General features: G+C 65.1%; 20 protein-coding genes and 1 riboswitch. Of the genes, 7 read left to right on the top strand and 13 right to left on the bottom strand.

Features of this window, described 5'->3' with window-relative positions; all coding sequences use genetic code 11:
- Window positions 1-32: 32 nt before the first annotated feature.
- Window positions 33-1,520 (top strand): MFS transporter, encoded by a 1,488-nt coding sequence (locus tag EL249_RS12515; RefSeq protein WP_005671821.1) that lies wholly within the window; start codon window positions 33-35, stop codon window positions 1,518-1,520.
- 112 nt (window positions 1,521-1,632) lie between these two features.
- Here EL249_RS12515 and EL249_RS12510 read toward each other — a convergent pair whose 3' ends face one another.
- Genes EL249_RS12510 through EL249_RS12495 form a run of 4 tightly spaced genes read right to left on the bottom strand, consistent with a single transcriptional unit; the run spans window position 1,633 to window position 5,049 of the window.
- Window positions 1,633-2,097 (bottom strand): pseudoazurin, encoded by a 465-nt coding sequence (locus EL249_RS12510; protein ID WP_005671823.1) that lies wholly within the window; start codon window positions 2,095-2,097, stop codon window positions 1,633-1,635.
- A 25-nt stretch (window positions 2,098-2,122) separates the two neighbouring features.
- Window positions 2,123-2,959: an ABC transporter ATP-binding protein gene (locus tag EL249_RS12505; protein WP_005671824.1), complete on the bottom strand. Its 837-nt coding sequence runs from the start codon at window positions 2,957-2,959 to the stop codon at window positions 2,123-2,125.
- Between the two features lie 16 nt (window positions 2,960-2,975).
- Window positions 2,976-4,022 (bottom strand): FecCD family ABC transporter permease, encoded by a 1,047-nt coding sequence (locus EL249_RS12500; protein ID WP_005671825.1) that lies wholly within the window; start codon window positions 4,020-4,022, stop codon window positions 2,976-2,978.
- A 7-nt stretch (window positions 4,023-4,029) separates the two neighbouring features.
- Entirely contained in the window at window positions 4,030-5,049 is a 1,020-nt protein-coding gene (locus tag EL249_RS12495) for an ABC transporter substrate-binding protein (RefSeq protein ID WP_050781739.1), read from the bottom strand.
- Between the two features lie 304 nt (window positions 5,050-5,353).
- Window positions 5,354-5,588, bottom strand: a riboswitch (cobalamin riboswitch).
- A gap of 348 nt (window positions 5,589-5,936) precedes the next feature.
- Here EL249_RS12495 and EL249_RS12490 point away from each other — a divergent pair.
- The gene (locus EL249_RS12490) at window positions 5,937-7,196 is read left to right on the top strand and encodes an MFS transporter (protein WP_005671827.1); all 1,260 of its coding nucleotides are present in this window, start codon (window positions 5,937-5,939) and stop codon (window positions 7,194-7,196) included.
- Between the two features lie 102 nt (window positions 7,197-7,298).
- Here EL249_RS12490 and dhbA read toward each other — a convergent pair whose 3' ends face one another.
- From dhbA to EL249_RS12475, 3 genes are all read right to left on the bottom strand, one after another.
- A complete protein-coding gene (gene dhbA, locus EL249_RS12485; protein WP_005671828.1) occupies window positions 7,299-8,105 on the bottom strand; it encodes a 2,3-dihydro-2,3-dihydroxybenzoate dehydrogenase in 807 nt (268 codons plus the stop codon).
- A complete protein-coding gene (locus EL249_RS12480; protein WP_005671829.1) occupies window positions 8,102-8,740 on the bottom strand; it encodes an isochorismatase family protein in 639 nt (212 codons plus the stop codon). Before EL249_RS12480 ends, dhbA begins: the two co-directional genes overlap by 4 nt.
- Before the next feature lie 116 nt (window positions 8,741-8,856).
- Window positions 8,857-10,044 carry an isochorismate synthase gene (locus tag EL249_RS12475; RefSeq protein WP_005671830.1) on the bottom strand — a complete coding sequence of 396 codons (1,188 nt, stop codon included), beginning with the start codon at window positions 10,042-10,044 and terminating at the stop codon, window positions 8,857-8,859.
- A gap of 171 nt (window positions 10,045-10,215) precedes the next feature.
- Between EL249_RS12475 and EL249_RS12470 the strand changes: the two genes are divergently transcribed.
- Window positions 10,216-12,351 (top strand): TonB-dependent receptor, encoded by a 2,136-nt coding sequence (locus EL249_RS12470; protein ID WP_169311645.1) that lies wholly within the window; start codon window positions 10,216-10,218, stop codon window positions 12,349-12,351.
- Window positions 12,352-12,502: 151 nt separating this feature from the next.
- On the opposite strand, the gene crcB is transcribed toward EL249_RS12470, so the two are convergent.
- The 6 genes from crcB to EL249_RS13770 all read right to left on the bottom strand — a co-directional run bounded on the left by crcB (window position 12,503) and on the right by EL249_RS13770 (window position 22,124).
- On the bottom strand, window positions 12,503-12,886 hold the full coding sequence (crcB, locus tag EL249_RS12465; protein WP_005671833.1) for a fluoride efflux transporter CrcB: 384 nt from the start codon (window positions 12,884-12,886) through the stop codon (window positions 12,503-12,505).
- 9 nt (window positions 12,887-12,895) lie between these two features.
- Window positions 12,896-15,052, bottom strand: a complete 2,157-nt coding sequence (locus EL249_RS12460) for a TonB-dependent siderophore receptor (protein WP_005671835.1) — start codon at window positions 15,050-15,052, stop codon at window positions 12,896-12,898.
- 139 nt (window positions 15,053-15,191) lie between these two features.
- Complete coding sequence (locus EL249_RS12455; protein WP_050781741.1) at window positions 15,192-16,847, bottom strand: FAD-dependent oxidoreductase; 1,656 nt, start codon at window positions 16,845-16,847, stop codon at window positions 15,192-15,194.
- Between the two features lie 89 nt (window positions 16,848-16,936).
- Window positions 16,937-18,169, bottom strand: a complete 1,233-nt coding sequence (locus EL249_RS12450; protein ID WP_005671838.1) for an NAD(P)-dependent oxidoreductase — start codon at window positions 18,167-18,169, stop codon at window positions 16,937-16,939.
- 72 nt (window positions 18,170-18,241) lie between these two features.
- Window positions 18,242-20,020: an assimilatory sulfite reductase (NADPH) hemoprotein subunit gene (gene cysI / locus EL249_RS12445; protein WP_005671841.1), complete on the bottom strand. Its 1,779-nt coding sequence runs from the start codon at window positions 20,018-20,020 to the stop codon at window positions 18,242-18,244.
- Between the two features lie 85 nt (window positions 20,021-20,105).
- Window positions 20,106-22,124, bottom strand: coding sequence for a diflavin oxidoreductase (locus EL249_RS13770; RefSeq protein WP_005671843.1), 2,019 nt, complete (start codon window positions 22,122-22,124; stop codon window positions 20,106-20,108).
- 467 nt (window positions 22,125-22,591) lie between these two features.
- On the opposite strand from EL249_RS13770, the gene EL249_RS12435 reads away from it, so the two are divergent.
- The 4 genes from EL249_RS12435 to EL249_RS12420 all read left to right on the top strand — a co-directional run bounded on the left by EL249_RS12435 (window position 22,592) and on the right by EL249_RS12420 (window position 26,955).
- Window positions 22,592-24,544, top strand: coding sequence for a TonB-dependent receptor plug domain-containing protein (locus EL249_RS12435; protein WP_005671846.1), 1,953 nt, complete (start codon window positions 22,592-22,594; stop codon window positions 24,542-24,544).
- A 115-nt stretch (window positions 24,545-24,659) separates the two neighbouring features.
- A complete protein-coding gene (locus tag EL249_RS12430; protein WP_005671849.1) occupies window positions 24,660-25,307 on the top strand; it encodes a DUF2478 domain-containing protein in 648 nt (215 codons plus the stop codon).
- Window positions 25,308-25,324: 17 nt separating this feature from the next.
- Window positions 25,325-26,440 (top strand): iron ABC transporter substrate-binding protein, encoded by a 1,116-nt coding sequence (locus EL249_RS12425; RefSeq protein WP_005671850.1) that lies wholly within the window; start codon window positions 25,325-25,327, stop codon window positions 26,438-26,440.
- A 41-nt stretch (window positions 26,441-26,481) separates the two neighbouring features.
- Window positions 26,482-26,955, top strand: a complete 474-nt coding sequence (locus EL249_RS12420; protein ID WP_197721590.1) for a DAPG hydrolase family protein — start codon at window positions 26,482-26,484, stop codon at window positions 26,953-26,955.
- The last annotated feature ends 7 nt before the right edge of the window (window positions 26,956-26,962 follow it).

The raw sequence follows: 26,962 nt of genomic DNA, 5'->3' as shown, positions 1-26,962 counted from the left end.
CCCGGGCATGGCAGGGTCGTCGGAAGGCGGGAATGGTCGTGTCCCGTACCATCGACCATCCCGTCGTCTTCCGTCCCATCGTCAACATGGACATGCAGGATCCGATGCAGCATTCCACACCATCCACCGCATCAGACATCCGCACGGCGGATGCCGTCCCGCCGACGGCGGGACACGCCCCGGGTACTCCCACCCTGGATGTGCGCACGCTGCTGGATGGGCGGGGCGTCAGCCGCTACCAGCAGTGGATCATCGCGCTGTGCTTCCTGGTCGTGGTCATGGATGGCTTCGATGTCGTCATCATGGGCTTCGTGGGGCCGGCGCTGAAGGCCGCCTGGCACTGGAGCAATGACGACCTTGCGCCGGTGCTGAGTGCAGCGCTGGCCGGCCTCACCCTCGGTGCCATGGTGGCAGGCCCGCTGGGCGATCTCTTCGGCAGGCGTCGCGTCCTGTGCGTCGGCGTGATGATGTTCGGCCTCTTCACGCTGCTGGTGGCCACCGCCACGGATCAGTGGCATTTCATCGCCTACCGTTTCATTGCCGGGCTGGCCATGGGCGGCATCATGCCCATGGCGGCCACACTGGCCACCGAATACGCGCCGCGTGCCCGGCGCTCGCTGCTGGTCACCATCGTCTTTGCCGGTTTCACCGTGGGGGCCGCCGGTGGCGGCTTCCTAGCAGCCTGGCTGGTGCCGCACTGGGGCTGGCAGAGCGTCTTTGTCTTTGGCGGCGTGGTGCCCATGGTGCTGTCGCTGGTCATGGCGGCGCTGATGCCGGAATCGCTCACCTACCTCGTGCATCGCCAGGGCAGCCAGGCGCGCATCCGCCGGATTGTCGAGCGCTGTGCCCCGGGCAGCACCTCGGAAGACACCGTCTTCGTGCTGCCGGCGCAGTCCCGGGTGGAAAGTCACGAGCGCCCCGTGCAGATCGTGCTCAACCGCCACTACCGTGCCGGCAGCTTCATGCTGTGGAGCATCTATTTCCTGCACCTGTTCCTGGTCTACCTGCTGGGCAGCTGGCTGCCCACCATGCTGAAGGACGCCGGCATGGATCTGCAGCAGGCCGCCATCGTCAGCGCCATGTTCCAGCTGGGTGGACCGCTGGGCTCCATCATGCTGGGTTGGCTGATGGACCGCCATGAGGCACACCACGTGCTGGCTGGCGCCTACCTGCTGGGAGGCGCTGCCCTGGTGCTGCTCGGCTACGTCGGTGGCCACTATGCACTGATGTGTGCCGTTGCCTTCGTCATCGGTGCCGGGCTCAATGGGGGCGGTACTGGCATGAACGCCCTGTCCAGCCACTTCTTCCCGCTGCCGGCGCGTGCCACCGGCAACGGCTGGATGCACGGCCTCGGCCGCATCGGGGCGGTCATCTCGGCCTTTGCCGGCGCCTGGATGCTGAATGCCGGCTGGAGCCTGGCTGCCGTCACTGCCGCCCTGGCCGTGCCGGCCGTGCTCATCGCCGCCCTGCTGGCCATGAAGTACCTGCATTACCGGGGGGAGGGGCGCACGGCAAAATGAACGTCGCGCAGAAGCTTCGCTCATGAGTAAGGCGCCCGTGCCTGCACGGTTGCCGCAGGCCGGCATCCTGGGGCAGTCTGCCGGGCTGCTCCGGTGAACAGCCATCGCACGATCAGTGGGATGCCTGAGCCCGCGTCACGATCTCGGCAAAGCGCTTCTTCGCTCGCGCCGGCACCGCATCGGGCACCTGCATCCGGGACGGATCGGCATCGCCCACCTGAATCAGCATCACCATGCCCATGGCATAGTGCGGCAGGCATTTCACGCCGTACAGCCCGGATTCGGTGAACGTCACCTCGATTTCCTCGTTGATCTTGCCCTTGAAGGGCTGGGCGCCCGCCGGCAGCATCCCGTCGATGGAGGCGGCATTGTGGCCGCTGGTCGTGGCCAGGAACTTCACCGTGTCGCCGGGCTTCACCTTCAGGAACTCCGGTTCGTACACCATCGGGCCGGTGCTGTTGCGGTTCAGCATCTTTACCTGGAAGGTTTCGGCCTGCGCTGGCAGCGCAGCCAGCAGCAAGGTGGCAGACAGGGCCAGCCCGCCCAGACGGGAAAGAGGGAATGAAGTCGACATCATGATGAATGGACCTGCTCCAGGCAGGTCAGTGAACGGGTTTTTCGGAAATGCCGCCCTGAGCCAGCGCACCGAAGCGCAGAATCCGCGCCCCGTCGGCCGGGTCGAACAGCTCGGTGGCACGCACCTGAAAGATCTCCTTCAGCAGCGGCGCCTGCAGGATCGCCGCCGGCTTGCCGATGGCATGCAGCCGGCCCTGGTGCATCACCGCCAGCCGGTCGCAGCGCATCGCCTGATTCAGGTCGTGAATGGCCATCACCTTGGTGATCGGCAGCGCCAGCACCAGGTCCATCAGTGCCAGCTGCTGGTGGATGTCCAGGTGATTGGTGGGTTCGTCCATCAGCAGGATCTGCGGCTGCTGGGCCAGCGCCCGTGCAATGTGGATGCGCTGGCGTTCCCCGCCGGAAAGCTGCCCCCACAGGCGCTGCTGACGGTCGTGCATGCCCACGCAGTTCAGCGCCTCGGAGACGATCTCGTCATCGCGCGCGGACCAGCTCTGCAGCGCCGACAGCCATGGCGTGCGGCCCAGCTCCACGGCATCCCGCGCGGTGATCGCATCCAGTGTATCGGCCGTCTGCGCCACCATGGCCAGGTGCTGGGCCACCTGCCGGCGCCCCATGGCACGCAGGCTGTGGCCCTGCAGGTGAACGGTGCCCTGCGTGGGCGCATGAATGCCCGCCAGAATGCGCAGCACGCTGGATTTCCCCGACCCGTTTGGGCCGATCAACCCCAGCAGCTCGCCCGGCTTCACGGCCAGCGACACGTCCGACAGCACCTTGTGCCGTCCCGCGTGCCAGCTCACCCCGTTCATTTCCAGGGCGGGCACCTCACGCACCTCGGCGAATTCCTGTTGTGTCGTGATCATTCCTGACTCCGGTGCTTCATGGCTGTTGCCGACGTCCCAGCAGGATGATCGCGAACACCGGCGCGCCCACCAGTGCCGTCACCACGCCGATGGGCAGTACCTGGCCCTTCAGCAGGATGCGCGAGCAGACATCCGCCAGCATCAGGAAGAGGGCACCGATCAGCGCACTGGCCGGCAGCAGCCGGTGGTGGCGAACGCCCACCAGCAACCGCGCCACGTGCGGAATCACCAGCCCCACGAAGCCGATGGCACCCACCACCGACACCATCACGGCCGTCACCAGCGCAGCCGTCAGCAGCAGCACTGCCTGCACCCGGCGCACGCCGATGCCCAGCGCCGCCGCTGCCTCGGCCCCGAAGGTGAAGGCATCCAGCGCCCGGGCATGCAGCAGGCAGACCACCAGCCCCAGCGCCGCCACCACGGTCGTGATGGGCACATCCGGCCAGCGCACGCCGCTCAGGCTGCCCAGCAGCCAGAACATGATGCCGCGCGCCTGTTCGGCACTGCCCGACTTGGTGATGATCAGCGAAGTGAGCGCATTGAAGAGTTGCGACCCCGCAATGCCAGCCAGAATGATCTGCCCGCTGTTGCGCAGTCCGCCGCCACCGGCTGCCTGGGCCAGCAGCGCCACCAGCGCAAAGGCCGTCACCGCGCCGGCGAAGGCGCCGACCGTCATCGACACCACGCCGCCGCCCACACCGGCCACTGCCACCAGCACGGCACCCGTGGAGGCGCCGGCCGAGATGCCCAGCAGGTAGGGGTCGGCCAGCGTATTGCGCAGGAGCGTCTGCAGCACCACGCCGGACACTGCCAGCCCCGCGCCGCAGCAGGCCGCCACGATGGCGCGGGTCAGTCGATAGTTCCAGACAATGCCGTCATCGATGGGATCGACCTCGATGCCGGCACCCAGCAGGTGGTTGGCCAGCACGTCACCGATGGTGCCGGCCGGCATGCGGATCTCGCCGGCCCACATGCACAGCAGCATCACCGGCAGCAGCAGCACCAGTGCCACGAGAGCCAGCAGCAGACGGCGCAGCCATCCTCGCGCCAGGGCAGGGGGCATGCTCACCTCAGTGCGCCGCGCCGGCCTTCACCACGGCATCGGCAATCGCCTCCATGCCGTCAGCAATACGGATCGAGGCCTGCAGTGCGTCGGCATCGACAATGGCGATGCGGCCGTTCTTCACGGCGTCCATATGCTTCGTCACCGGATCACTCTTCAGGAATTCCAGCTTCTTCTCGTAGTCATCCGCCGGGAAACGCCGACGGTCCATGCGCGCAATCACCAGAATGGTGGGATTGGCTTTGGCGATGGTTTCCCAGCCCACGGTCGGCCACTCCTCGGCCGAGGTCACCACGTTGCGCAGACCCAGTTCCTTCAGCATGTAGCCGGCCACGCCCTGCTGGCCGGCCATGTAGGGATCCACGTCCATGTCGGCGCTGGAGAACCACACGGCGGCCGACAGATCCTTGATGCCCGAGTCCTTCACCTTCTGCACGGCCACGCTCTGGCGTGCCTTCAGATCATCCACCAGGGCCTGACCGTTTGCTTCCACATCGAAGATCTCGGCCAGTTGCGAAATGCTCTTGTACAGCGCCGCGATGTCATAGGGCTTCATGCGCGTGCCGTCGGCGCCCATCAGATTGTCCTTGCCCTCGCAGTCCGATGGCATCAGGTAGGTGGGGATCTTCAGGTCATGAAACTGCTCGCGCGTGGCCACCACGCCTTCCTTGCCGATCTGCCACTCGAACTGGGAGACCACCAGCCCCGGGCGCTTCTCCACCACGGCCTCGAAGCTCGGGTCGTTGTCGGCCAGGCGCGGCACCTTGGCATTGATGTCCTTGAACTTCGGCAGGACCGGGTTGAACCATACCGACGTGCCGGCCACTTTGCTGCCCAGACCCAGCGCATACAGCATCTCGGTACCGGCCTGGCCCACGGTGATGACCGAGCCCGGTGCCTTGGAAAATTCCAGCGTATAGCCGCAGTTGTCCACCTTCAGTGGATAGTGGGTGGCGTGTGCGCCCAGGGAAAGACCGCCCAGCCCCAGGGCCAGCAAGGCGGCTGCAATGTGATGACGGGTCGACATGGTTCTCGCTCCTTCGATGTCGTGACGGTTGTGGCCGTCGAAGGGAAGAGCGGTGCGAGAACCTTTTTGCGTGTCTGCCGATGGGCAGGCGGTCGTGACGACCACCATGCGCCGTGCAAGCGTGTCCGGCATCCCGCTGCCTGAATCATCAGGGCGGTACACCCACCGGACATCGCAGGCAGGAAACCCGGAACGCATGACCGGGAATCCATGGCACGGTGCCAGGAAGGCATGGAGTCGGGAAAGCCCCGGAACGCCGAGTGCAAGAAGGATCGCTCACTGCTCCGGACACCCCGCCGGCCATGAACAACAGCTTGCCTTGGCAGGTCTCCTGACTGGCACTTCATCGCCGATCCTCGCCTTCCCGGACCCGAAGCGGGGTCCAGTGGTCCTGAGAGGACAGGCTCCATGCCTACAGTTGCGGGGGCAGTTCCATTTCGTGCCGCGCCGGGCATCAATGTCCGGATGTCGGCTGGATTCCCTATGTGGCCGGGGTGCAGTGGATGGCAGACGACAGCACCCGGGCAACTTCCGTGGGATCTGCCTCGAAGCCCTTTTAATGGCGCGTGGTGACGCCGAAAGACGGGTGATGCAGACCCCGGGAACGTCTGAGATTTGCAGACTTTCCCTGCGGAACCAAAGCATCTACAGTCTACGCAAGCACCTTGCCAGCGTCAAATGATGGCCAGCGCTGCCCGCTTCCGGAAAGGCACGCCCGCGTCAAGGAATCGCTACCAGCTACCATAGCGTGTTTCAGTCCATCCATCAGGCGACCGTGCCGGGCCCTGGCCGGCGGTCGGGGCTGATGCCCACCTCCCGCCCTGAAAGCGCCCGATTTTGCCCAAGTCCTCCTGAGCCATCGGACACGACGCCAGAAGATCCTCAACATGCCCGATTCCAAGATCCGGCCGACAGCACGGCCGCAGCACGTTTCCGACAGCCAGCCTGTGGATGCCGTCCGCTGGCGCGTCTTCCTGATGTGTTTTCTGGTGGTGCTGTTCGACGGCTTCGACACGGCCGCCATCGGCTACATTGCCCCCTCGCTGATGCAGGACTGGGGCGTGGCCAAGCCGGCCCTGGCCCCCGTGCTCAGTGCGGCACTGTTCGGCCTGGCTGCTGGTGCCCTGATGGCGGGGCCGCTGGCCGATCGCTGGGGACGGCGCCTGGCGCTCATCGGTTCGGTGGCGGTGTTCGGCGCCGCCTGCCTGGCTTCGGCCTTCTCGCCGGATCTGACCACGCTCACGGCGCTGCGCTTCATCACCGGCGTGGGACTGGGGGCGGCCATGCCCAACGCCGTCACGCTGGTCAGTGAATGCAGCCCCCCGGCACGGCGCGCCTTCATCACCAATGCCATGTTCTGTGGCTTTCCCCTGGGAGCAGCGCTGGGCGGCTTTCTGGCCGGCTGGATGATTCCTGCACTGGGCTGGCGCAGCGTGCTGCAGCTGGGCGGCGTCGCACCGCTTGTCCTACTGCCGGCCCTGGCAATCTGGCTGCCCGAATCATTGCGTTACCTGCAGACCCGCCAGGACGGGCACGATCGTGCCCAGGCGCAGGCCCCCCGCAGCATTGCCCTGGTGCTCTCGCGCCCGTTCCGGCTGGGCTCGCTGATGCTGTGGCTGGCCTACTTCATGGGGCTGGTGGTCTTCTATGCCCTCATCAACTGGATGCCCGTGCTGTTCCGCGAAAGCGGCATGGATCCGCGCACCGCATCGCTGATCACGGCGCTGTTCCCGCTGGGCGGCGTGGGCGCCATTGCCCTGGGCTGGCTGATGGACCGCTTCGACGGCAGCAGCGTGCTGGCGCTGGGTTACGGCGCCACGGCGCTGTCCGTCTGGGCCATCGGGCAGGCCATTGGCGGCCATGGCGTGTTGATGGCCGTGGTCTTCGTGGCTGGCCTGGTGATGAACGCCGCCCAGGCCTCGATGCCGGCGCTGGCCGCAGGCTTCTACCCCACCGAAGGCCGTGCCACCGGCGTGGCCTGGATGCTGGGCATCGGCCGCTTTGGCGGCATCGCCGGCTCCTTCCTGGTGGCCGATCTCACGGCCCGCCAGATGAGTCTGCCCGACATCTTCGGCGTCGTTGCCATCGCCGCACTCATCGCCATGGTGGCGCTGGGCATCCTGCGGGTGGCCTCTCGGGGGCGGTAACGGGTTCAGCTCCCGACAGGACAGAAAGCACACGTTGGAACACGCACCGCCGGCACCGCCCCGACCCGCCGAGGCAGGCGCAGGCGTCGCGGGCCCGGATGCTCAGGCCCCCAGCGTGGCCCCGCCGTCGATCACGATCTGCTGCATCGTGATGTGGCCGGCCTGATCTGAAGCCAGGAACAGCACCGCGTCGGCGATATCGTCCGGCCGGCCGATCTTGCCCAGCGGAATGCCCAGCTTGTACTGCTCCGGCAGTCCCTCCACCAGGCGGCGCTGTCCGGCCGGGTCCCCCAGCATGCCGGCCAGCATCGGTGTGTCGGTGGAGCCGGGCGACACGATGTTGCAGCGCACACCAAAGGGCGCCAGTTCCAGCGCCACTGTCTGACTCATGGCCGCCATGGCTGCCTTGGACGTGCAATAGGCCAGCATGCCGATGCGCGGCACCACCGCCGCATTGGACGCGATGTTGACGATGGCGCCCCGGCGCTGCGCCTTGAACACCGGCGCCCATTGCTGGATGAGGTGGAAGGGGCCGGTCACGTTCACGTCCAGACAGGCATTCCAGTCCTCGGCTGTCAGCGTGTCCAGCCCACCGATGCGCAGCACGCCTGCGGCGTTCACCAGCACGTCCAGCGTCCGCCAGCGTGCCTTCAGCTGATCGCACACCTGCACGATGGCCTTCGTGTCCGTCACGTCCAGCTGGATCTGCTCGAAGGTGGGCGCATCGCCCGTGCCGCCGCCCGCGGCTGCCGTGGGCTGCCGGTCCAGTCCGATGACTTCGGCGCCCGCTTGCACGAAACGCTGTGCGATGCGCTGACCAATGCCCTGCGCCGTGCCGGTAACGAGAACGCGTTTTCCAACGAACCGGTTGTCGTCCGAAATCCTGTCCTGTTTCTGAATGTCGCTCATGGCTGAATGTCCGTGATTTCCTGGCAGCTTGTTACGACCCCGCAGCGGGTGGCCACGTATTTCAGGGCCATGCGGTGTTCCTCTTCCGAGAAGTCCGCCACGGCATCCCCCACCATGAAGGGCTGGATGTCCTTCATGAAGGCTTCCACGGCCGTGATCATGCAGCCGATGTGTGCATAGACGCCGACAATGATCAGCTGGTCGCGCTTCAGCGCCTTCATCCGCGTATCCAGGTCGCTGCGCTGAAAGGCGCTGTAGCGCCACTTCGTCAGCACCACGTCCCCCTCGACGGGGGCAATTTCCGGTACCACGGCCTGCTGGGCAGGATCGGCCTTCGTCAGGCCCGGCCCCCACATGTCGTTGAGCAGCGCACGGTCGGATGCCGGCTGATCGTGCGGCTGTGCCGTGTAGAAAACCGGAACGTCATGTGCAGCGGCCCAGCGTTTCAGCGTGGCAATGTTGCCGATCAGTGTCTGCAGCAACCCGGAGTCGGTTTCATAGAAGCGAAGGAAATAGCGCTGCATGTCGTGGATGAGCAGCGCTGTGCGTGAGGGATCCAGCTTCCACGCCACCTTGTTGACCGGAAAGCTGTCGGGCGCGGGCATGGGGTAGCTGCGGATGAAGGGAATGGCCATGATGAAATGCCGGGAAAGCAAGAAAAGGGATGTTGAAAGGGGGCTGACCGGGATGGGACATGGAGTGGGTGTGGCAGTGCCAGCCGAAGCTGGCAAGCTGACCCCAGGACGTGCTGTCAGGCTGCGGTCGGGATGGGGGCGGCCTGTTCTTCACCCAGTCCGCAGGCACGCAACATGGTGCCCTGCTTGGTCTGGACCTCGTTCCATTCGGACTGCGGATCGGACGCATCAACGATGCCGGCGCCGGCATAGATCTGCAGCCACTTGTCATGCAGCACGCCGCAGCGGATCGTCACCACCCATTCACCGTTGCCTTGCGCATCCATCCAGCCCACGATGCCGGTGAACAGGCCGCGGTCATAGGGCTCGATGCGCCGGATCAGTGCATGCGCGGCATCACGCGGTGTGCCGCAGACCGCGGGGGTGGGGTGGATGCAGCAGGCCAGCTGCAGCGCATTGGTCTGCGGATCCTGCAGCTCACCACGAATGCGGGTGGAAAGATGCCACAGGGCCGCCGTGTTGATGAGGGAGGGGCGGGCGGGCACGTCCAGTGCTGTACACAGCGGCGCCAGCCGAGCCTGGATGTCTGCGGTCACGAACTGGTGCTCGTGATGGTCCTTGCCTGAGGCCGCGAGCCTCTCGGCCGTGGCCTGGTCTTCGGCGGGGTCGGCCTGGCGACGGGCGGAGCCCGCCAGCGGGTTGGACTGGACCGTGGCACCGTGCTTCTCGATCAGCAGCTCGGGGCTGACGCCTACCAGGTGGATGTTGCCGGGCAGCGGGACCTGAAACAGATAACCCGACGGATTGAGCCGGCGCAGATTGGTGCGCAGCGCCGCCACAGGTACCGCCTCGGTGAAGTGAAGGCGGCTGGTGATGGAGAGCACCACCTTGTGGATGCCTTCGGCGGGAAATGCAGCGATGGCGTTGGCTACCCCCTGCTGAAAGCCGTGCTGATCCGGCACCGTATCCATGGAACGCAGGGCGGGCATGGGCATGGCCTGCGCATGGGTGGATGGGTCGGCCTCTTGCCAGGCCGCGGTCTCTGGTACGTACAGCTGGCTGGGCTGGTTCACGTCGAAGGGAATGGCCCCGACGACGACCGGGTTTTCCATCCCTGCCTTCCGGGCACGATCGAAGGCGGCCCTTACCTGCTGCTGCAGTGGGCTGTCGGCTGCATCCCCGTTGACGGCAGGCACCGTGATGGTCTCGCGGACGCCGTGGGCATGCAGCTCGCGGCTGCCGCTGGAAAAGATGAACTCCGCACGGACCGGCATGGCCTGCGTGCTCGACGTCGAGGTAGTCATGGAATGAAGGATGACTTGATAGTGGGAATTGTTTGCTATTCTTGAATAATAGCTTGAAAGGCCACATCCGCGAGGGCCCGTTCAAAGGAGTCCTGGGAGCCCCGGGGCGCGGCCGCCCATGCCAGACGGAGGGAGGAATACGAGATGCCGAATACCGAGCGCAGACAGTCCTTGTCGAAGGGGAAGCAGCAAAGAGAAGGCTGCTTCTCATGCAGGAGGGGGGCTCCGGGCAGACTGACGGCCACCGCTCTGGCCCTTGCTGCCGTTCTTCCCGCCCCGGCAGCATTTGCACAGGCCCAGGGCCTGCGGGCCGATATCCGCGAAGTCACCACGCTGGACAGTGTGGTCGTCACCGGCGAGAAGGTGCGCCGCACGGTCAAGGAAACCGCCAGTTCGGTGGCCGTCATCGGCAACCGTCACCTGCAGGAGCAGCCCGAGGCGGCCGCGGTGCGTGATGTGACGCGCAACATCCCCAACGTGCTGTATACCGGGCCTGGCAGTGCGCCCGTCATCCGGGGCGTCGATGGCCAGGGGGCCAGTTCCGGCGCAGGCGCCTTCTTTGGAGGTACGGTGCCACGGGCCCGTGTCAATGTCGACGGCCACAACCTGAACTTCTGGGAAACCGCCTATGGCACCACGTCCATCTGGGATGTGGATTCCGTCGAGGTCTATCGCGGTCCGCAGACGGCGGCGCTGGGTGCCAACAGCATTGCCGGTTCGGTCATTGTCAACACCAAGGATCCCACCTTCAAGCCGGAAGGTGCGGCGCAGCTGCAGCTGGGCAGTCGCAAGGCCCGACGTGCCTCGGTGATGCTGTCGCGGCCGCTGGTGGACGAGGAACTGGCAGCACGCATTGCGCTGGACTACAGCAGCCGCGACACCTACATCAATTACGTCAATCCCACCTATTCCAAGGGGAATACCGATACCAGCCCCGAGAACATCAACGGCCGCATCAAGTTGCTGTGGACGCCCGGTGCGCTGCCGGGCCTGGAATCGAAACTGACGCTTTCCTATCTGCGCGGCAACCTGCCCACGTCCGAGGCGGCCAATGATCCTCATGACCAGTTGAACAATGCCACGCCGACCATGCCCACTTTCAACACCCATGGGTGGACAGGGGTGCATGATCTGGCCTATGACCTGGGCAGCGGGGTTCGGCTGGACAACCAGTTGCAGTACAGCCGCAGAAACACCGAACGGGTATCCGTTCCGATGAGCAACGGCGGTGCCCACATGGATTCGCGTGATTTCTCAGAGGAGTTGCGTGCCAGCTTCAAGGCGCCCGACAACAGCCTCAGTGGCATGGCGGGCGTCTACTACAACAACGTGGATGCCGATGACCTGCTGTACCTGCGTGGCACGTCGTCCTTCCACGACAAGAAGGACAGTCTGGGGGTTTTCACCGAGTTGAGCTGGCGCCTTGCGCCGCAATGGTCGTTGACCGGCGGCCTGCGCTATCAGCACGACAGCGTCAAGCGCAACGGGACCTCCAGCGTTGCGCGCATGCCATTGGCCTTCGACGAGACCTATCACAAGCTGCTGCCCAAGGTCTCCCTGGCCTATGACGTGTCACCTGACTGGACGGTGGGAGCGCTGGTGAGCCGTGGCTACAACCCTGGTGGTGCGGGGTTGCGAACGGCCAACGGCTCGTTCTACAAGTTCAACCCGGAAACGATGTGGAACTATGAGCTCTTCACCCGCATCGACACGCTGGGCGACCGGCTGGTGGTGAACGCCAACCTGTTCTGGGATGACCGCAAGGATTCGCAGGTCGATGTGCCCGACTACGTGAACGGCAGGCTGATGGGCAACGTGGTGCGCAATGCCGATGAATCGCGCTCCTATGGTCTGGAGGTGTCGGCGGACTACAAGGCGCTGGACAGCCTTGACATCCGTGCCAGCGCCGGCCTGCTGCGCACGAAGATTCACCGCTTCTCCGATCCGGATGGCGTGTCCTTCGAGGGCAATGAGTTTGGCCGTTCACCGCGGTACATGGCGGGTCTGGACGTGAACTGGAACATCACTGATCAGCTGGCGCTGAATGCCAATGTGCACCGCACCGACGGCTATCACTCCAGCGACAACAACCTGCCGGGCTATGACGTGCAGGCCTACACCGTGGCCAATGCGCGTCTCTCGTACCAGATGGACCGGACGTGGCAGTTCTACGCCTATGTGGACAACCTGTTCGACACCCGCAAGCCCACCTGGAAATTCGATGACCGCAGTGCCGGTGGCATTGTCATCGTGTCCGACGTGCTGGAACCCCGGATGTATGGAGTGGGGGTGAAGGTGACGTTCTGAAGTCTGGCACGCACCGACCTGGAATGGTCTGGATGGCGTGAGGCCCGTATAGGAATGCTGATTCGCCTGGCTGGCCACCTTGCGTGGCCAGCCCTCCTGGCAGGATGGTTCCCGCCGGTTGACCGCCGCCGGTTCCGTGAGAGCAGCGTGCTCACCCCCGGGCCCAGGCCCCCATGGTCGCCAGCCCCAGCATCGTCATGGCCAGCGAGCCGATGACGTGGATGCCGACGGCGCCCACGGCCCAGGCCAGGCGCCCGTCCTGCAGGTGAGCGGTGACCTCGGCCGAGAAGGTGGAGAAGGTGGTGAGCCCGCCCAGGAAGCCGGTGATGATCAGCAGCTTCCATTCCGGGGCCAGGCCCACGTGCTGGCCAAAGAAGCCCAGCGCCACGCCGATGAGATAGCCACCCAGCAGGTTGGCGACCAGCGTGCCGGGCGGGATGGCGGGAAACAGGGCGTTGAGTCCCTGACCCAGCAGCCAGCGCAGGCAGGCGCCGGCGCTGGCTCCGGCCGAGATGGCAAGCAGTTGCTTGATCATCCCGCCATTTTACAGGTCCACCTTCACGCCCAGCTTGATGACGCGGGGTGAACCGGCGGCCAGGCGGTTGCCGCCACCGGCCCAGTACCGCTTGTCGGCCAGATTGTCGACGTTGAGCTGCCAGGTGGTCTGCTTGCCGAACAGGTGGTGCTGGTACTGGACGCCAGCGCTGTAGAGCGTGACACCACCCAGCCAGGCCTGGTTCAGGTCGTTGACCGGCCGACGGCCCGTGTAATAGGCGCCGCCGTTGACGGACAGACCCGGGGCAAAGTCATCCAGCGCATACGACAGGAACAGGCTGCCGGTGTACCTGGCGGCGTTCTCGGGGCGCTTGCCGTTGTAGGTGTCGTTGATCTTGCGGAACTTCGGATCCAGCCACAGTGCCGACGACTGCCAGGACAGCTGACGGGTGAGCGTGCCCTGGGCCGACAGTTCCAGACCGCGGTAGCGCTGTTCGCCATCGGCCGTGTAGACGTTGTTGGCGTTGGTGTAGTAGCCGGGGCGGTTGATGTCGAAGACGGCGGCCGACAGCAGCGTGCCGTTGGGGATCTGCCAGCGTGCGCCGATCTCGTACTGGTCGCTCACGCCCGGGCGCAGCCGTTCGTTCTGGTTGGCCGTGCCGGCCGGTGCGGCCTCGCCTTCTTCCAGGGCCTTGCCATACGAGCCGTAGAAGGACAGGGTGTCATCGGGCTTGTAGACCACCGAGGCCATGGGCGTGGTCTTGGTGGCGTCATAGTGGTTGGTGCCCTGGTCGCTCTTGTACTTGCTGTAGCGCAGGCCGCCGATGACCTGCCACTGCGGGTTCAGGTCCACGCGGTCGATGGCGTAAACCCCCAGGTCGGAGGTTTCCAGCAGCGGCGAGGTGGGATTGGCTGGCCGGGTACCGAGCGTGTAGTTGGTGATGGCCACCGGGTTGTACAGGTTCTGGCTGGCCACCGTGTAGTTGCGCTGGTAGACCGGGTCCTGCTTCTTCTCGGCACGGGCCACGCCAGCCGTCAGGTTGTGCGTGACGCCGGCGGTGTCGAAGGTTCCGGCAAGCTCGCCACGCAGCAGATCGGACGTGTTGACGTTGTTCTGCATGTTGCCGCGGATGCGGCCGGCCCCCGTGGCCACGGCGGCCGCGTTGGTGAACTGGAAGATGGGCAGCGTGCGGTCACGGTCCACCTTGGAGCGGCCGGCTTCAACGGTCAGCGCCCAGTTGTCCGACAGCGAGTAGTCGGCCCGTGCCTGGATGTTGGTGGTCTCGGCACGGAAGGTGGCCCAGTCCGGGCCCACGAGTTTCTTCGGATCGACAGCGCGGGGCAGGGTGATGGTGCCGTTGACGGCGGCGGGCAGGGCCACCCCTGCCTGCTCGACGGTGCGGCGGCGGTCGTATTCCAGATCCAGTGCCAGCACCAGGCGGCTGGTCACACGCCAGTCGAAGGCGGCCGAGGCGAAGCTGCGGTTGCCTTCGTCCACGCCATCCAGGTAGTTGCCCAGCTGGCCGCCGGCCACGTTCAGGCGCAGCGCGTACTGGTCTTCATCGCCGAAGCGGCGCCCCACGTCGGCATGCGCCAGGAGGGTGCCGTTGGTGTCGAAGCGCAGCCCCACGCTGGTGACGGGGTGAAGGCCGGCACGCTTGGTGACGTAGTTCACGATGCCCGACGGTGCGGTGAAGCCGTAGTACAGGGCCGAGGCGCCTTTCAGCACTTCCACACGGGCCTTGTTCTCCATGGGCACCTGCGAGAAGTTCATGATGGGCATGGAACCGTTGAGGCGGTAGTTGGTGCGGTTCTGCACTTCCACGCCGCGAATGACCAGCTGGTCCCAGGTGTCGCCGCCGTTCTGCTGGCGGGTGACACCGGCCGTGTTGCGCACGGCGTCGTAAAGGCCTTCGGCAGCCTGTGCTTCCAGCACCTTGCTGGTGACGACGTTGATGGTGGAGGGCACGTCCATCACGTCAGCGCCGCGGAAGGTGCCGGCCTTGACGGTGACGGGCTTGAAGCCTTCGGAGCGCACGGCGGTGACATGCACGGCCTGCAGTGTGGCGTCGTCCTTGCCGGAGGGGGCGCTTTCAGCGCTTTCGGCGGCAACGATGACTTCCTGGGCATGGGCCAGGGGGGCAGCAAGGGCCAGGGCCAGCATCAGCGGCAGCCGGCGCAGGGTGTGGGGGCAGGTGGAGATCATGAGTTATGAAAGGTATGTGCTGGAAATGCAACAGCGGTATGGTAATCGATATGCTTCGCAACATCCGTCATGTCCACGATACGAACGGATAAATGAAAAGGCCGCCGAATGGCGGCCTTCGTGCAGGCTGAGGAGGGGATCAGCCCTTGCCCAGCTGCTGCTTGACGGCGTCGACCACGCGCACGGCCATGGCGACGATGGTCAGCGTCGGGGGCGCGCAGCCGCCGGTGGTGAAGACGGCGCTGCTGGCCACGTACAGGTTGGAGACACCATGCACGCGGCAGTTACGGTCGACCACGCCCTGCTTCGGATCATCGGCCATGCGGGCCGTGCCGGCGGGGTGGTGGGCCGTCATCTGGGTGACCAGGGGCAGGCCATCACGGCGCTCGACACGCAGCCGGCCGATGCCGGACTGCTCGAAGGCCTTCTGCACGATGTCCTGCGTGCCCAGGGCACTGCGGATGTCGAAGTCGCGCCAGCGGAATTCCACCTTCGGCTTGCGCATGCCGGTGGCGTCGCGCTCGTCGCTGAGGGTGATGCGGTTGTCCGGATCGGGCGACTGCTCGGCGATCTGGTATAGATCGATGACCTTGAAGAACTGGTCTCGGTGCGGTGCCTCGTACCAGCCGCCGCTGTCGCGGTTGTACGGGATCTGCAGCCAGGGCGCGCGGGCCACCTTGATGAACACCAGGTCGTCGATGCCGCCCAGCACCTTCAGCAGGTGGTGCAGCGGGCGCTCGGGCATCTGGCGGGCACGCAGGTCGCGCACGATCTTGCGCAGCGAATAGTAGGCCGGCGAACGGAAGGTGGTGCCGCGGCCGAACAGGCGCTGTGCGAGCCTCACGCGCGAGAACGCCGGCTGCGCGTTGAGCCCGATGGAGGTGTTCATCAGGTGGCGCTCTTCCAGCGTCTTCTGCGGGATGGCCAGCTTGCCCAGCACGTGCGAGAGGCCGCGGTGCTGCAGGTCATAGAGACCGAAGGCCGAGATGGGCTGGTTGGGGAACAGCGTACCGGTCTTGACGATCTGGCGGTCCATCAGGAAGCGGCCGACCAGCCCGTTGTCGTTGCCCAGACCATTTTTGGCCACACGATCGGAGGCCAGCAGCAGGCGGGGCACCTGGAAGCCACCCTGGGCGAGGATCACCTGCTTGGCCGCAATGGTGAAGCGGCGCCCGTCCAGGCAGGCCACCTTCACGCCGGTGACGGTGCTGGCATCCTCATTGGTGTCCAGCTCGACCGCGTTGGCCTTCATGATGAGCCGCATGTTCTGGCTCTGCTTGATCCGGCCGCCGATGCCTTCGGTGAGCGCGGCCTGCGAGCCGGTCATGTACAGCTTGGTCTCCAGGGTGTTGTCCTTGAAGTCCAGCAGCTTGCGTTCGTCGGAGACCCACGGAGCCATCTCCAGCGAGTCGATGCCGGTTTCCCACAGCTTGAGCGCCCGCAGATAGTACGGGTGCATCGTGTCGTAATCGATGGGCCAGCCACTGTGAGGCATCCAGTCGCGCTTCTTGAAGTCGATGGGATCGAAGGTGGCCAGGTGGCAGTTCTTCGTGCCATGGACCTGCACGTCCCATTGCACCGAGGTGCCGCCGAAGCGCCGGTCATGCGACCAGACGATGTCGGGGTAGAGGTCGGGCGTGTCTTCGGAGACGCCGGCCGCCAGTTGCTGGGTGGCTGCGTCAGGTTCTTCGCCGCCGGATTCCAGCAGGATGACATCGAGGCCACTGTCCAGCAGTTCCTGGGCAGCAGCAAGGCCGGCAGGGCCGGCCCCGATGATGCAGACGTCGGTGTTCAACGTCTGCTGATCAGGGATGGAGTGTGGGGAGACAAGCATCGTGGGCTTTCCATGGCCGTCGGGGAAGCGACCATTATAGGAAGCCGTTACTAAATCTTGCGGTTTTGTGACGCTTGGAAATGACGAAGGGTGGTGTCGTGTCGATGTTTGCGCCGGTAGAGGCGGTGCAGGTGTTGTGGGGGGGCAACGCGCAGCCGTCGGACGGGAGACATGACGGTGGGTACGGCCTGGAGCGACACCGGGATCGGCAGGGTGGCCGCCGGGGCAGGCTGCCGATGACGGGATCCGTCTGACCGCGAATCGGGACCGGAAACAGGGACACCGGGAATGATTCGCAGCGGAACATGGGCAGAGGTCAGGATCTGTGCACAGGTCGAATCATCGGAGGGGGTCTGTGGGGCGCAGCGCAGCCAGACCACACGCTTGCCCTGGCGGGCTTCGTCGCGCAGGCGGGTGGCAACGCGGGCCACATGCTGACTGCCCGTGCCATCGAACTGGTCATGGGGAGCCAGTGCCGGGGCCAGGCAACTGCGTTCGGCATCCTTGCGGATCTGCTGACGGACCGGCTCGGAGACGCGGGCCTCGTACAGCACCAGGTCGGCGGCCTGCAGGGCGCGCAGGGCGTGCAGGGTCAGAAGGCCCGGGTCGTCGGGGTCGGCATGCACCACGACGACCTCGCCTTGTCGGGCGGCCTGGCCATCCAGCTGGCGGGCCAGCTCAGCCTCGGCCGCTGCAATGTCTCCCTGGGCCACCAGGGCGTCGAAGCGGCTGGCAAACAGGGTTTCCCAGAAGTGGCGTCGTTCGCGCACGGTACCCAGCTTCTCCTGCACCCGGGTGCGCCAGCGGCCAGCGATGTTGGCCAGGGTGCCGGTGTGCTGCGGCAGCAGGGCCTCGATGCGTTGACGCCAGTGCCGGATCAGCACGGGCGACGTGCCGGATGAGGAAATGGCCACCTGGATGGGGCTGCGGTCGATGACGGCCGGGGTGATGAAGGAGCAGCGCTGCGGATCGTCCACCGTGTTGCACAGCAGGTGGCGGGCCTGGGCGGCCTTGAACACCTGGCTGTCCACTTCGGCATCGCCGGTGGCCGAGACCACCAGGAAGACGTCCTGCAGGTGCTCGGGGTGGAATTCGCGCGCCAGCCACTGGATGCGCCCTTCGTTCTGCCAGTCCAGAAAGGCTGGCGCCAGTTCGCGGGCCACCACGCGGATGTCGGCGCCGGCCTGAAGCAGGCTATCGGCCTTGCGGGTGGCCACCTCGCCTGCACCCACCAGCAACACGGCACGACCTTTCAGGTCGGCAAAGAGGGGGAAGTACTGCATGATGGGGGTCCTTGGTCCGTAGGGCAGGGAGGTTGCTGCCGGGATGTGTTCCCGGAGGCATCCGGATGGTGTTCAGGCAGCGACAGTCCAGAAATCGCGCGGGGCGTCCAGAACCGGGGCAATGATGCCGGTGCGTACCGCAAAGTCGCCAAAGCCTTCCTCGCCCTGGCGCCCCTGGGCCCAGGCACCCAGCCAGCCGTCGATGATTTCCAGAATCTCTTCCTGCACGATGTTCTCCTTGAAGAGGCGCGGGATGCGGGTGCCTTCGCGATTGCCGCCCACGTACAGGTTGTAGCGGCCGATGGCCTTGCCCACCAGGCCGATCTCGGCCAGCATCGAACGGCCGCAGCCGTTGGGGCAGCCCGTCACGCGCAGCACCACGTGCTCTTCGGACAGGCCGTGCCGCGCCATCAGTTCGTCCATGCGGTCGGAGAACTGCGGCAGGAAGCGTTCGGATTCCGCCATGGCCAGCGGGCATGTGGGCAGCGAGACGCAGGCCATGGAGTTCTCGCGCTGCGGCGTCACGCGATCACTCATCAGCCCATGGTCGCGGGCAAGGCGTTCGATCTGCTCCTTGTCCTCGGGGCGCACATTGGCCACGATCAGGTTCTGGTTGGCCGTCAGCCGGAAATCACCCTTGTGAACCTTGGCAATCTCGCGCATGCCAGTCTTCAGCGGTTTGCCCGGGCGGTCCACCAGACGGCCGTTCTCGATGAACAGCGTCAGGTGCCAGTTGCCTTCCTCGCCCTGCACCCAGCCGATGCGGTCGCCCCGAGTGGTGAATTCATAGGGGCGGATGGGCTCGAACTTCGCGCCCATGCGGTTTTCCACTTCGGCGATGAACACGTCGGTGCCAACGCGCTCCAGCGTGTAGCGGGTCTTGGCATTCTTGCGGTCGCTGCGGTTGCCCCAGTCACGCTGCACCGACACGATGGCAGCAGCGCAGTCGAGCACCTTGTCCAGCGGCAGGAAGCCGAATTCGCGCGCCACGTTGGGATAGGTGCGGGTATTGCCGTGTTCCATCGACAGGCCGCCGCCCACCAGCACGTTGAAGCCGACGAGATGCTTGCCGTCACCGATGGCCACGAAGTTCAGGTCGTTGGCGTGCAGGTCCACGTCGTTGTGCGGCGGGATGACCACCGTGGTCTTGAACTTGCGCGGCAGATAGCTCTTGCCCAGCACGGGTTCGGTGTCGTCGCCGCTTTTGGCCTTGTCGATGACCGGGGTGCCGAAGAAGTTCTCGGTGGATTGCACCTTCTGCCCGTCCAGCCAGATCTCCGCGTAGGCCCGGGTGCGAGGCAGCAGATGCTCGGAGATCTTCTTGGCCCATTCCCAGGCTTCACGGTGCAGTGACGATTCCACCGGGTTGCTGGTACACAGCACGTTGCGGTTCACGTCACCCGCAGTGGCGATGCTGTCCAGGCCCAGCTGGTTGAGCCACTGGTGCATGGGCTTGATGTTCTCTTTCAGCACGCCATGAAACTGGAAGGTCTGTCGGTTGGTGAGCCGGATGCTGCCGTAGAGCGTCTGTTCGGTAGCGAACTTGTCGATGCCCAGCCATTGCTGCGGCTGGATGATGCCGCCTGGCAGGCGACAGCGCAGCATGACGTTCTTCAGCGGCTCCAGCTTCTGACCCACGCGCTCGGCACGGATGTCGCGGTCATCCTGCTCGTACATGCCGTGGAAGCGGATCAGCTGGAAATTGTCTCCGTTGAACCCACCGGTGAGTCCGTCACCCAGATCTTCACGGATGGTTCCCTTCAGGTAATGGCTGTTGCCTTTCAGGCGTTCATTGTCGGCCAAGGGCGCATCAGGCAGCTTGGCGCGTTTGTCCAGTACGGCGTTCGACATGGTGTTTCTCTGGAATCTCGGGTTGTTCAATCGTGATGCGCAGGCATCTAATGCCTTTGGGGTGTCACGGAAGAAGCGTGTGCCTTCAGTAGACATCCCGCTGGTAGCGACGGTCCTCACGCAGGTCGTTCAGATAGTCGTCGGCATCGTCTTCGGACATGCCGCCGTGGGTCATGACGATCTCTTTCAGGGCGCGCTCCACGTCACGTGCCATGCGGTTGGCATCACCGCAGACATAGAGGTGTGCGCCTTCTTGCAGCCACTGCCAGACATCGGCTCCCGCCTGTGCCAGACGGTGCTGCACGTAGACCTTTTCCTTGCCCTGGCGGGACCAGGCCAGGTCCGCGCGGGTGAGCAGACCGCTCTTGCGGTATTGCAGCCATTCGGCCTGGTAGAGAAAGTCGTCAGTGAAACGCTGGTTCCCGAAGATGAGCCAGTTCCGGCCTGTATCACCCTGCGCCTCGCGTTGCTGCATGAAGGCGCGGAAGGGGGCGATGCCGGTACCGGCGCCGATCATGATGATCGATGTGTCGCCATCGGCTGGCAGGCGGAAGTGAGGGTTGGGCTCGACAAAGACACGCACCCCATCGCCTTCTTCCAGCAGGTGGCCCAGGTAGCCGGAAGCAGCGCCGGTGTAATGCTGGCCGTGGTGACGGAACTGCACGACACCGACGGTGAGGTGCACTTCATCGCCCACGTCGTCCTGTGATGAAGCAATGGAATAGAGCCGTGGTGCCTGGGGACGGAACAGTTTCAGAAGCTCCTGCGCTGGCAGTGGATGCGGGTGCTCGGCAAATACGCCCACGGGTGGTGTGCTGGCCAGGTAGACATCCAGCGCTTCGGCGTTCTCGACGATTTCCTGCAGCTCACGCTTTCCGCTGTGGGCAGCATAGGCCTGCACGAAGGAAGGCGTGTTCTGCGTGATATCGACGTGATGAGTGAGTGCATGACGGATGTCGGTGGATGTGCCGTCGGCCAGTTGCACCGTTTCGTCGCCTTTCAGGCGGTGCAGGGACAGGATCTCGCTGACCAGGTCCGGTGCGTTGACCGGCCACACGCCCAATGCATCGCCGGGCTGGTACCGGATGCCGGAGTCCGACAGATCGATCTCGATGTGTTCGACATCCTTTTCGGCGTTGCGCGAGGTGATCTTCTGGCGTACCGACAGGCTGGCGGTGAAAGGCTGCTCTCGCGTCCAGACCTGTGCAGCCGGGGCCTCGGCGGTTGCCACGGCGGCATCAGCAGGCTGGGGGAAGCTTCCCAGGTTGCCGGCCGTGTTCAAGGTTCCCGGGGTGCTAGCCAGCGGAAACGCGCCCGGGAATGCTCCCGGAAAGGCCCCCGTCGTGCCCGGGCTGTTGCCGGCGGCGGGCTGAACACCACCCGAGGCGGGTCCTGCATTGTCTCCGCACAGCTTCTTCAGTACCGGCGTGATGGCGTCGATCCATGCGGTGGCAGTGGCCTGGAAATCCAGATCGCAGTCACCGCGGTCATGCAGTCGGTGTGCGCCTAGCTCGGCCAGTCGTGCATCAAAATCGCGACCTGCCTGACAGAACTTCGGGTACGAAGAGTCGCCCAGTCCCAGCACGGCAAAATGCAGCGTGTCCAGCTTGGGGGCCTTCTTGCCGAACAGGAACTTGTGCAGGGGCAGTGCCTCTTCGGGGGGCTCGCCCTCGCCCTGGGTGGAGCTGACCAGCAGCAGGATGTCTTCACCGGGCAGTGTCTTGCTCTTGAAGTCGGCGGCACTCGTCAGTCTGGGCTGCAGGCCTGCCTTTTTCAGGCTGTCTGCCAGTTGCGAGGCCACACGGCGCGCGTTGCCCGTCTGTGAGGCGGACAGGATGGTGATGCGGCGCGTGGCTGCCGGTGCGGTTCCTGTGGCAGTGGATGTCTGGCCGGCTGAGCCTCCGACGACTGCACCGGGAACTGTGAGTGCGCCACCGGGCTGTCCTGTGACGGCACCTATGGCACCGGATTGACCAGGAAAGGCCTGTGCGGCCGGCTGCTGGCATTGGGACCAGCAGTAGCCCGACAGCCAGGCCAGCTGGATCGGGCTGAGGCTGCCAAGCTGGAGGATCAGTTCTGGAGGGAGCGGAATGCCGGGATTCATCGTGCACGCGGAAAGAAAGGGGCTGAACGGGTCTTTCCGGGTACTGGCATGTGTTCTTCCTGAGAACGAGCCTGATGTCATCTGCGTCCGGATGGACCCTGCGAACTGGATCCAAAGATAAGGAAACCCCCGGTGTGCAGGAACGAAGGCTTTCGGGGAAAGACATTCGGTTTCTGTATATGGTGCGGCCGCGTGTGGATGGCAGGTTGCATCGCCAGTCTGAAACCTGCTCCTTTTCCAGGGGCTTTCATGTGATCAGGGGGGCTGACATGACGCTGTTTGCGTGACAAGGCTCCCTGAGTCTTGACCCAGATCGTGTTTTCAGTCGTTATTACATGGTTATATAACGGCTTTGGACCGTGTGACATTCCAGCTCCTTGTAGGGGAGACCGTTCATGGACGTTTCGGCTGCTGCATTGATGGCTTCGTCTTCACATTCCTTGCCCTGCCTGTACCGCAGCAGGCTCATGATGCTGGTGCTCGGGGCTCTGGCCGTTTCGACCGCAGCGGCCCAGCAGTCTTCCCCGGCTTCGGGCGAGGAGCCTGGCGTATTCGAGCTGGGCACTGTCGAGGTGAGGGCACGTGCACCTGTGCAGCCGGATGTGCTGAAGCTGGGCGGAAGCTTGCTGACAGCTGCCCGGGTCGATACGGTGTCGGACGCGGTACGCCATCTGCCGGGGGTGAGCCTGACGGTGAACGGCCGCAACGAGACGATGCTGAACGTGCGCGGCTTCGATTCCCGACAGGTGCCGGTGTACGTGGACGGCATCCCGTTGTATGTGCCTTATGACGGCTATGCGGACTTCGACCGCTTCACGGCCTTCGATCTGGCACAAGTGAGTGTGGCCAAGGCAGGTGCTTCTCTGCTGTACGGCCCCAACACGCTGGGTGGTGCGGTCAACCTGGTGACGCGCCGGCCGACGCAGCCCTTCGAAGGCGATGTGCGCCTGGGGCTGGCCACTGGAGGAGGACGCAAGGCGGCGCTGAACCTGGGAGGCAAGCAGGACCTCTGGTATTACCAGGTGGGTGCCTCGCTGCTGGAGTCCGATCATTTCCGGCTGCCCAAGGGGTTCAAGGATTTCAAGCGTCAACCCACCGATACTGGCAAATATCGGTCGAATGCCGACCGCAAGGACCGGCGCCTGTCGTTCAAGCTGGGGCTGATGCCCAATGCGTCGGACGAGTACGCCGTGGGCTATGTGCGCCAGCGAGGCGAGAAGGGCAACCCGGTCTATACGGGCACTTCCACGGCGCGCAATGCGACGCGCTACTGGCGCTGGCCGTACTGGGACAAGGACAGTGTGTATGTGCTGACATCCACCCGGCTGGATGCAGGCAATGTGCTGAAGACGCGTCTCTACCACGACACGTACAAGAACGGGCTGGACATGTATCGCAACGCCAGTTACGCCGCGCATGACCCTACCAGCAGCTACAAGGACATGAGCCTTGGCCTGAGCGCGACGTGGGAAAACCATGCGTTTGCCGCGCATGCGCTGCGCCTGGCGGCACACTACAAGGTGGATCGGCATGACGACGAGGGACGACGCTATCGGGACGTGACGACTTCGCTGGTGGCGGCCGATGACATTGCACTGAATGACCGGCAGAGGCTGACGCTGGAGCTGAGCCATGACCAGCGGGATGCGAAGGAGGTCTACCAGTGGCCGACCGGCAAGACGGATGCCACGAACGGGCTGATCCGCTTTGGCCAGATCCTGGGCGCATCGGGTGACGAGGCCTATGTGCTGGTGGCGCAGCGCACGCGCTTTCCCACCATCAAGGATCGCTACTCGGCACGGTTGGGGCGGGCGCTGCCCAATCCCGACCTGAAGCCCGAGCTGGCTCATCATCTGGAGCTGGGCGTGCAGGGGGCACTCTGGCAGGGCGCCCAGGGGCAGGCAGCCATCTTCTACAGCCGGGTGCGCGACCAGATCCAGACCATGACGGTGAATTCCTCGTCCTGCGGCGGCACGACCTGCAACCAGGAGCAGAACGTGGGGCGTACCCGCAATCAGGGGCTGGAGCTGTCGCTGGTGCAGCAGCTGGAACGGCAGTGGGCGCTGAACCTGGGATATACGCTGCTGCATCGGACCAATCTGAGTGATCGCAGCATCCAGCTGACTGATACGCCCCGACACCGATTGCTGGCCGGGGTGCAATGGCAGCCGCAGGAGCGCTGGACGCTGCGTGCCGACGTGGAGGCCGAGCAGGGGCGCAAGGTGCAGTTCTCTGGCAGTCGGCAGGCGCTGGCCCTGGGTGGCTACGGCGTGGTGGGGCTGGCTGCCCGTTACCAGGCCACGCGTGCGCTGGATGTCGATGTGGGCGTGAGCAACCTGGGCGACAAGTGGTATCAGTTCTCGGATGGTTATCCGATGCCCGGGCGCAGTTATTATCTGAATGTGGGGTATCGGTTCTGAGCCGGAACCCGGCATGAGGCATCGGTCATGGTCCTGTTGGCAGTCGGCCTTCGGGCCCCGGTGCCAGGCCGGAATCCACTTGTAGAGGACCGGCGTTTGCACAGGAGAACGGGACATGGGGAACGGGCAAGGGGATCTGCCTCTGGCAGCGCTGGAGCATGCCGATGACGAGCATGACATGGAGGACGTGCTGGAACGGGTGGCCAGGCGCCTGCAGGCCGAGGGCGCCCATGTGGGCGGTCTGGTGCACCGGGTGGATGACTACCCCAGTGGCAGCAAACGGATGGTGCTCTTTGATCTGCGGTCAGATCGCTCGTTCGAGCTGTCACAGGATCTGGGGGGCGCATCGGTGGCCTGCAACCTGAACCCGCAGGCGTTGGGCGAGGCCAGTGCTGTGCTGCGTCAGGCACTGGCCGATGGTGTCGATCTGGTGGTGATCAACCGCTTCGGCGGCGTGGAGGCCGAGGGCGGTGGCTTTGTCATGGAGTTTGCCGATTTCATCGAGGCCGGCATTCCGGTGCTGACGGCGGTGGCTGCACGCCACCAGTCCGGCTGGCAGCGTTTCACGGGCGGGCTGCACGTGGCATTGCCTACAGACGAGGAGGCGCTGATGGCCTGGTGCCGGGCCCAGCTGGCACGGCGAGGAGCAGATGGCACCGTACCCGTCAGTGCCAAAGCTGACGTACCGCCCCAGACGGGGGGCGATGCCGGAGCCGGTGAGGATAGGGTCCGGACCCCGGGACAGCACCCGGCGCTGGCCTGAACGTCGGGATACAGCGTATGGTGCGGGATGGTCGCTTCGACGCCGGGCGCCGTCGCTGGCTGGCCGGCGTGGCGGAAACGACGGCTCTGGCCGTGTGGCCAGGTGTTGGCGTGAGTGCCGATGCTGCTGTCGCTACTGTCGCAGCCGCCCCTGCCGCTGCAGCCGAGCTGGATGGGCTGGTGGCACGCTTTGGCGCTCTGCCAGCGAACGGAGAGGTACGCCGGGTGTTCGCGGCCGGACCTCCGGCCGGCGTGCTGCTGGCGGCCGTGGCGCCACAGAAACTGCTGGGATGGCCCATGAAGCTGCCGGCCCAGGCCCGAGCCTGGATGGGCGAGCCACTGGCCGATTTGCCGTACCTGGGGCGGCTGGCGGGGCGAGGCAGCACGATGCCGCTGGAGGCTCTGCTGGAGCTGCAGCCGGACTTGGTGCTGGATTCCGGTACGGTGGATGCCACCTACCTGTCAGGGACTGAGAGGCTGCATCGGCAGACGGGGTTGCCCTGTGTGCTGGTGCAGGGTGGGCTGGCGGATTCGGCCCGCCAGCTGCGGGCCGTTGGGGCGCTACTGGGAGAATCAGCACGCGTCGAGCGCCTGGCGGCTTTTGCCGATGAGGTGCTGAGGCTGGCGGCTCAGGTGACACGGGACGTGTCAGCGGAACAACGTCCCAGGGTGTACCTGGCACGTGGCGTGGCGGGCCTTGAGACCGCGCGGATCGGCGCCATCAATGCAGAGGTGATCGAGCTCGCCGGAGGCCGCAATGTGGCGGTCGAGAGTGGTCGGGGTGGATTGATGCGTGTGTCGCTGGAGCAGCTGTTGCGCTGGGATCCGGCCGTGATTCTCACCCAGGATGCCGGCTTTGCGAGCAGCGTGCGTCATGACAGGGACTGGCGATCTGTCCGTGCGGTGCGTGAGGGGCGGGTCCTGCTGGCACCCGCTCTGCCCTTTGGCTGGCTGGACGGGCCACCCGGAATGAACCGCCTGATGGGGCTGCGCTGGTTGCTGCAGCGGCTGCATCCTGACCATGTAGTCTGGCGCACGGCATCGTCGCTGGATGACATGGTGCAGAGTTTCTATCAGCTGTTCTATGGCAAGGCGCTTTCCGCAGCACAGCGGCGGGAACTGCTGACTGCATGAGATGAAATCGGTTGCCGATGCTGCCGGGGAGCGCCGAAACCATGCAGAAAATGAACTTCACCTTCAGCGCCAGCGGCTGGTCGGCCATGGCCGACAGTCCGGACATGCCCTCTGCCCTGATGATTCATCTGGGGCGTGATGTCGAGAGGGGCTTCGAGTTATTCTCTTCCTACATGATCGGCGTGCACAAGGAATGGTCCCGTCTGGCTGGCGTGGAAGGGCTGGGCGAAAAGGCCCTGGCCCATGCACGGGCGCAGGGCATGACCGGCAAGGCGCTGGAACAGACCGCCTATGACATGTCCGTGCACGACATGACGGAATTCACCCGGCTGGGTGAGATGCTGCCGGAAATTGGCGTACGCAAGGACGTAGAGGCAGGTCGGCTGCAGCGTGTGCTGCCGGACTGGGCTGGCAGTACGGTGCCCGTTCATGCGCTGACGGCCACGCGGCTGCTGCCGGCCAGAACCCGGGCGTTCATCGATTTCATGAAGGAAAACGCGCAGAATCCTGACTGATTCAGAA

Source organism: Lautropia mirabilis (genome assembly GCF_900637555.1).
In the GTDB taxonomy this organism is placed as follows: Bacteria; Pseudomonadota; Gammaproteobacteria; order Burkholderiales; family Burkholderiaceae_E; genus Lautropia; species Lautropia mirabilis.
The sequence above is the reverse complement of the archived record's forward strand: the minus strand, read 5'-3'. Positions and strand labels throughout refer to the sequence as shown.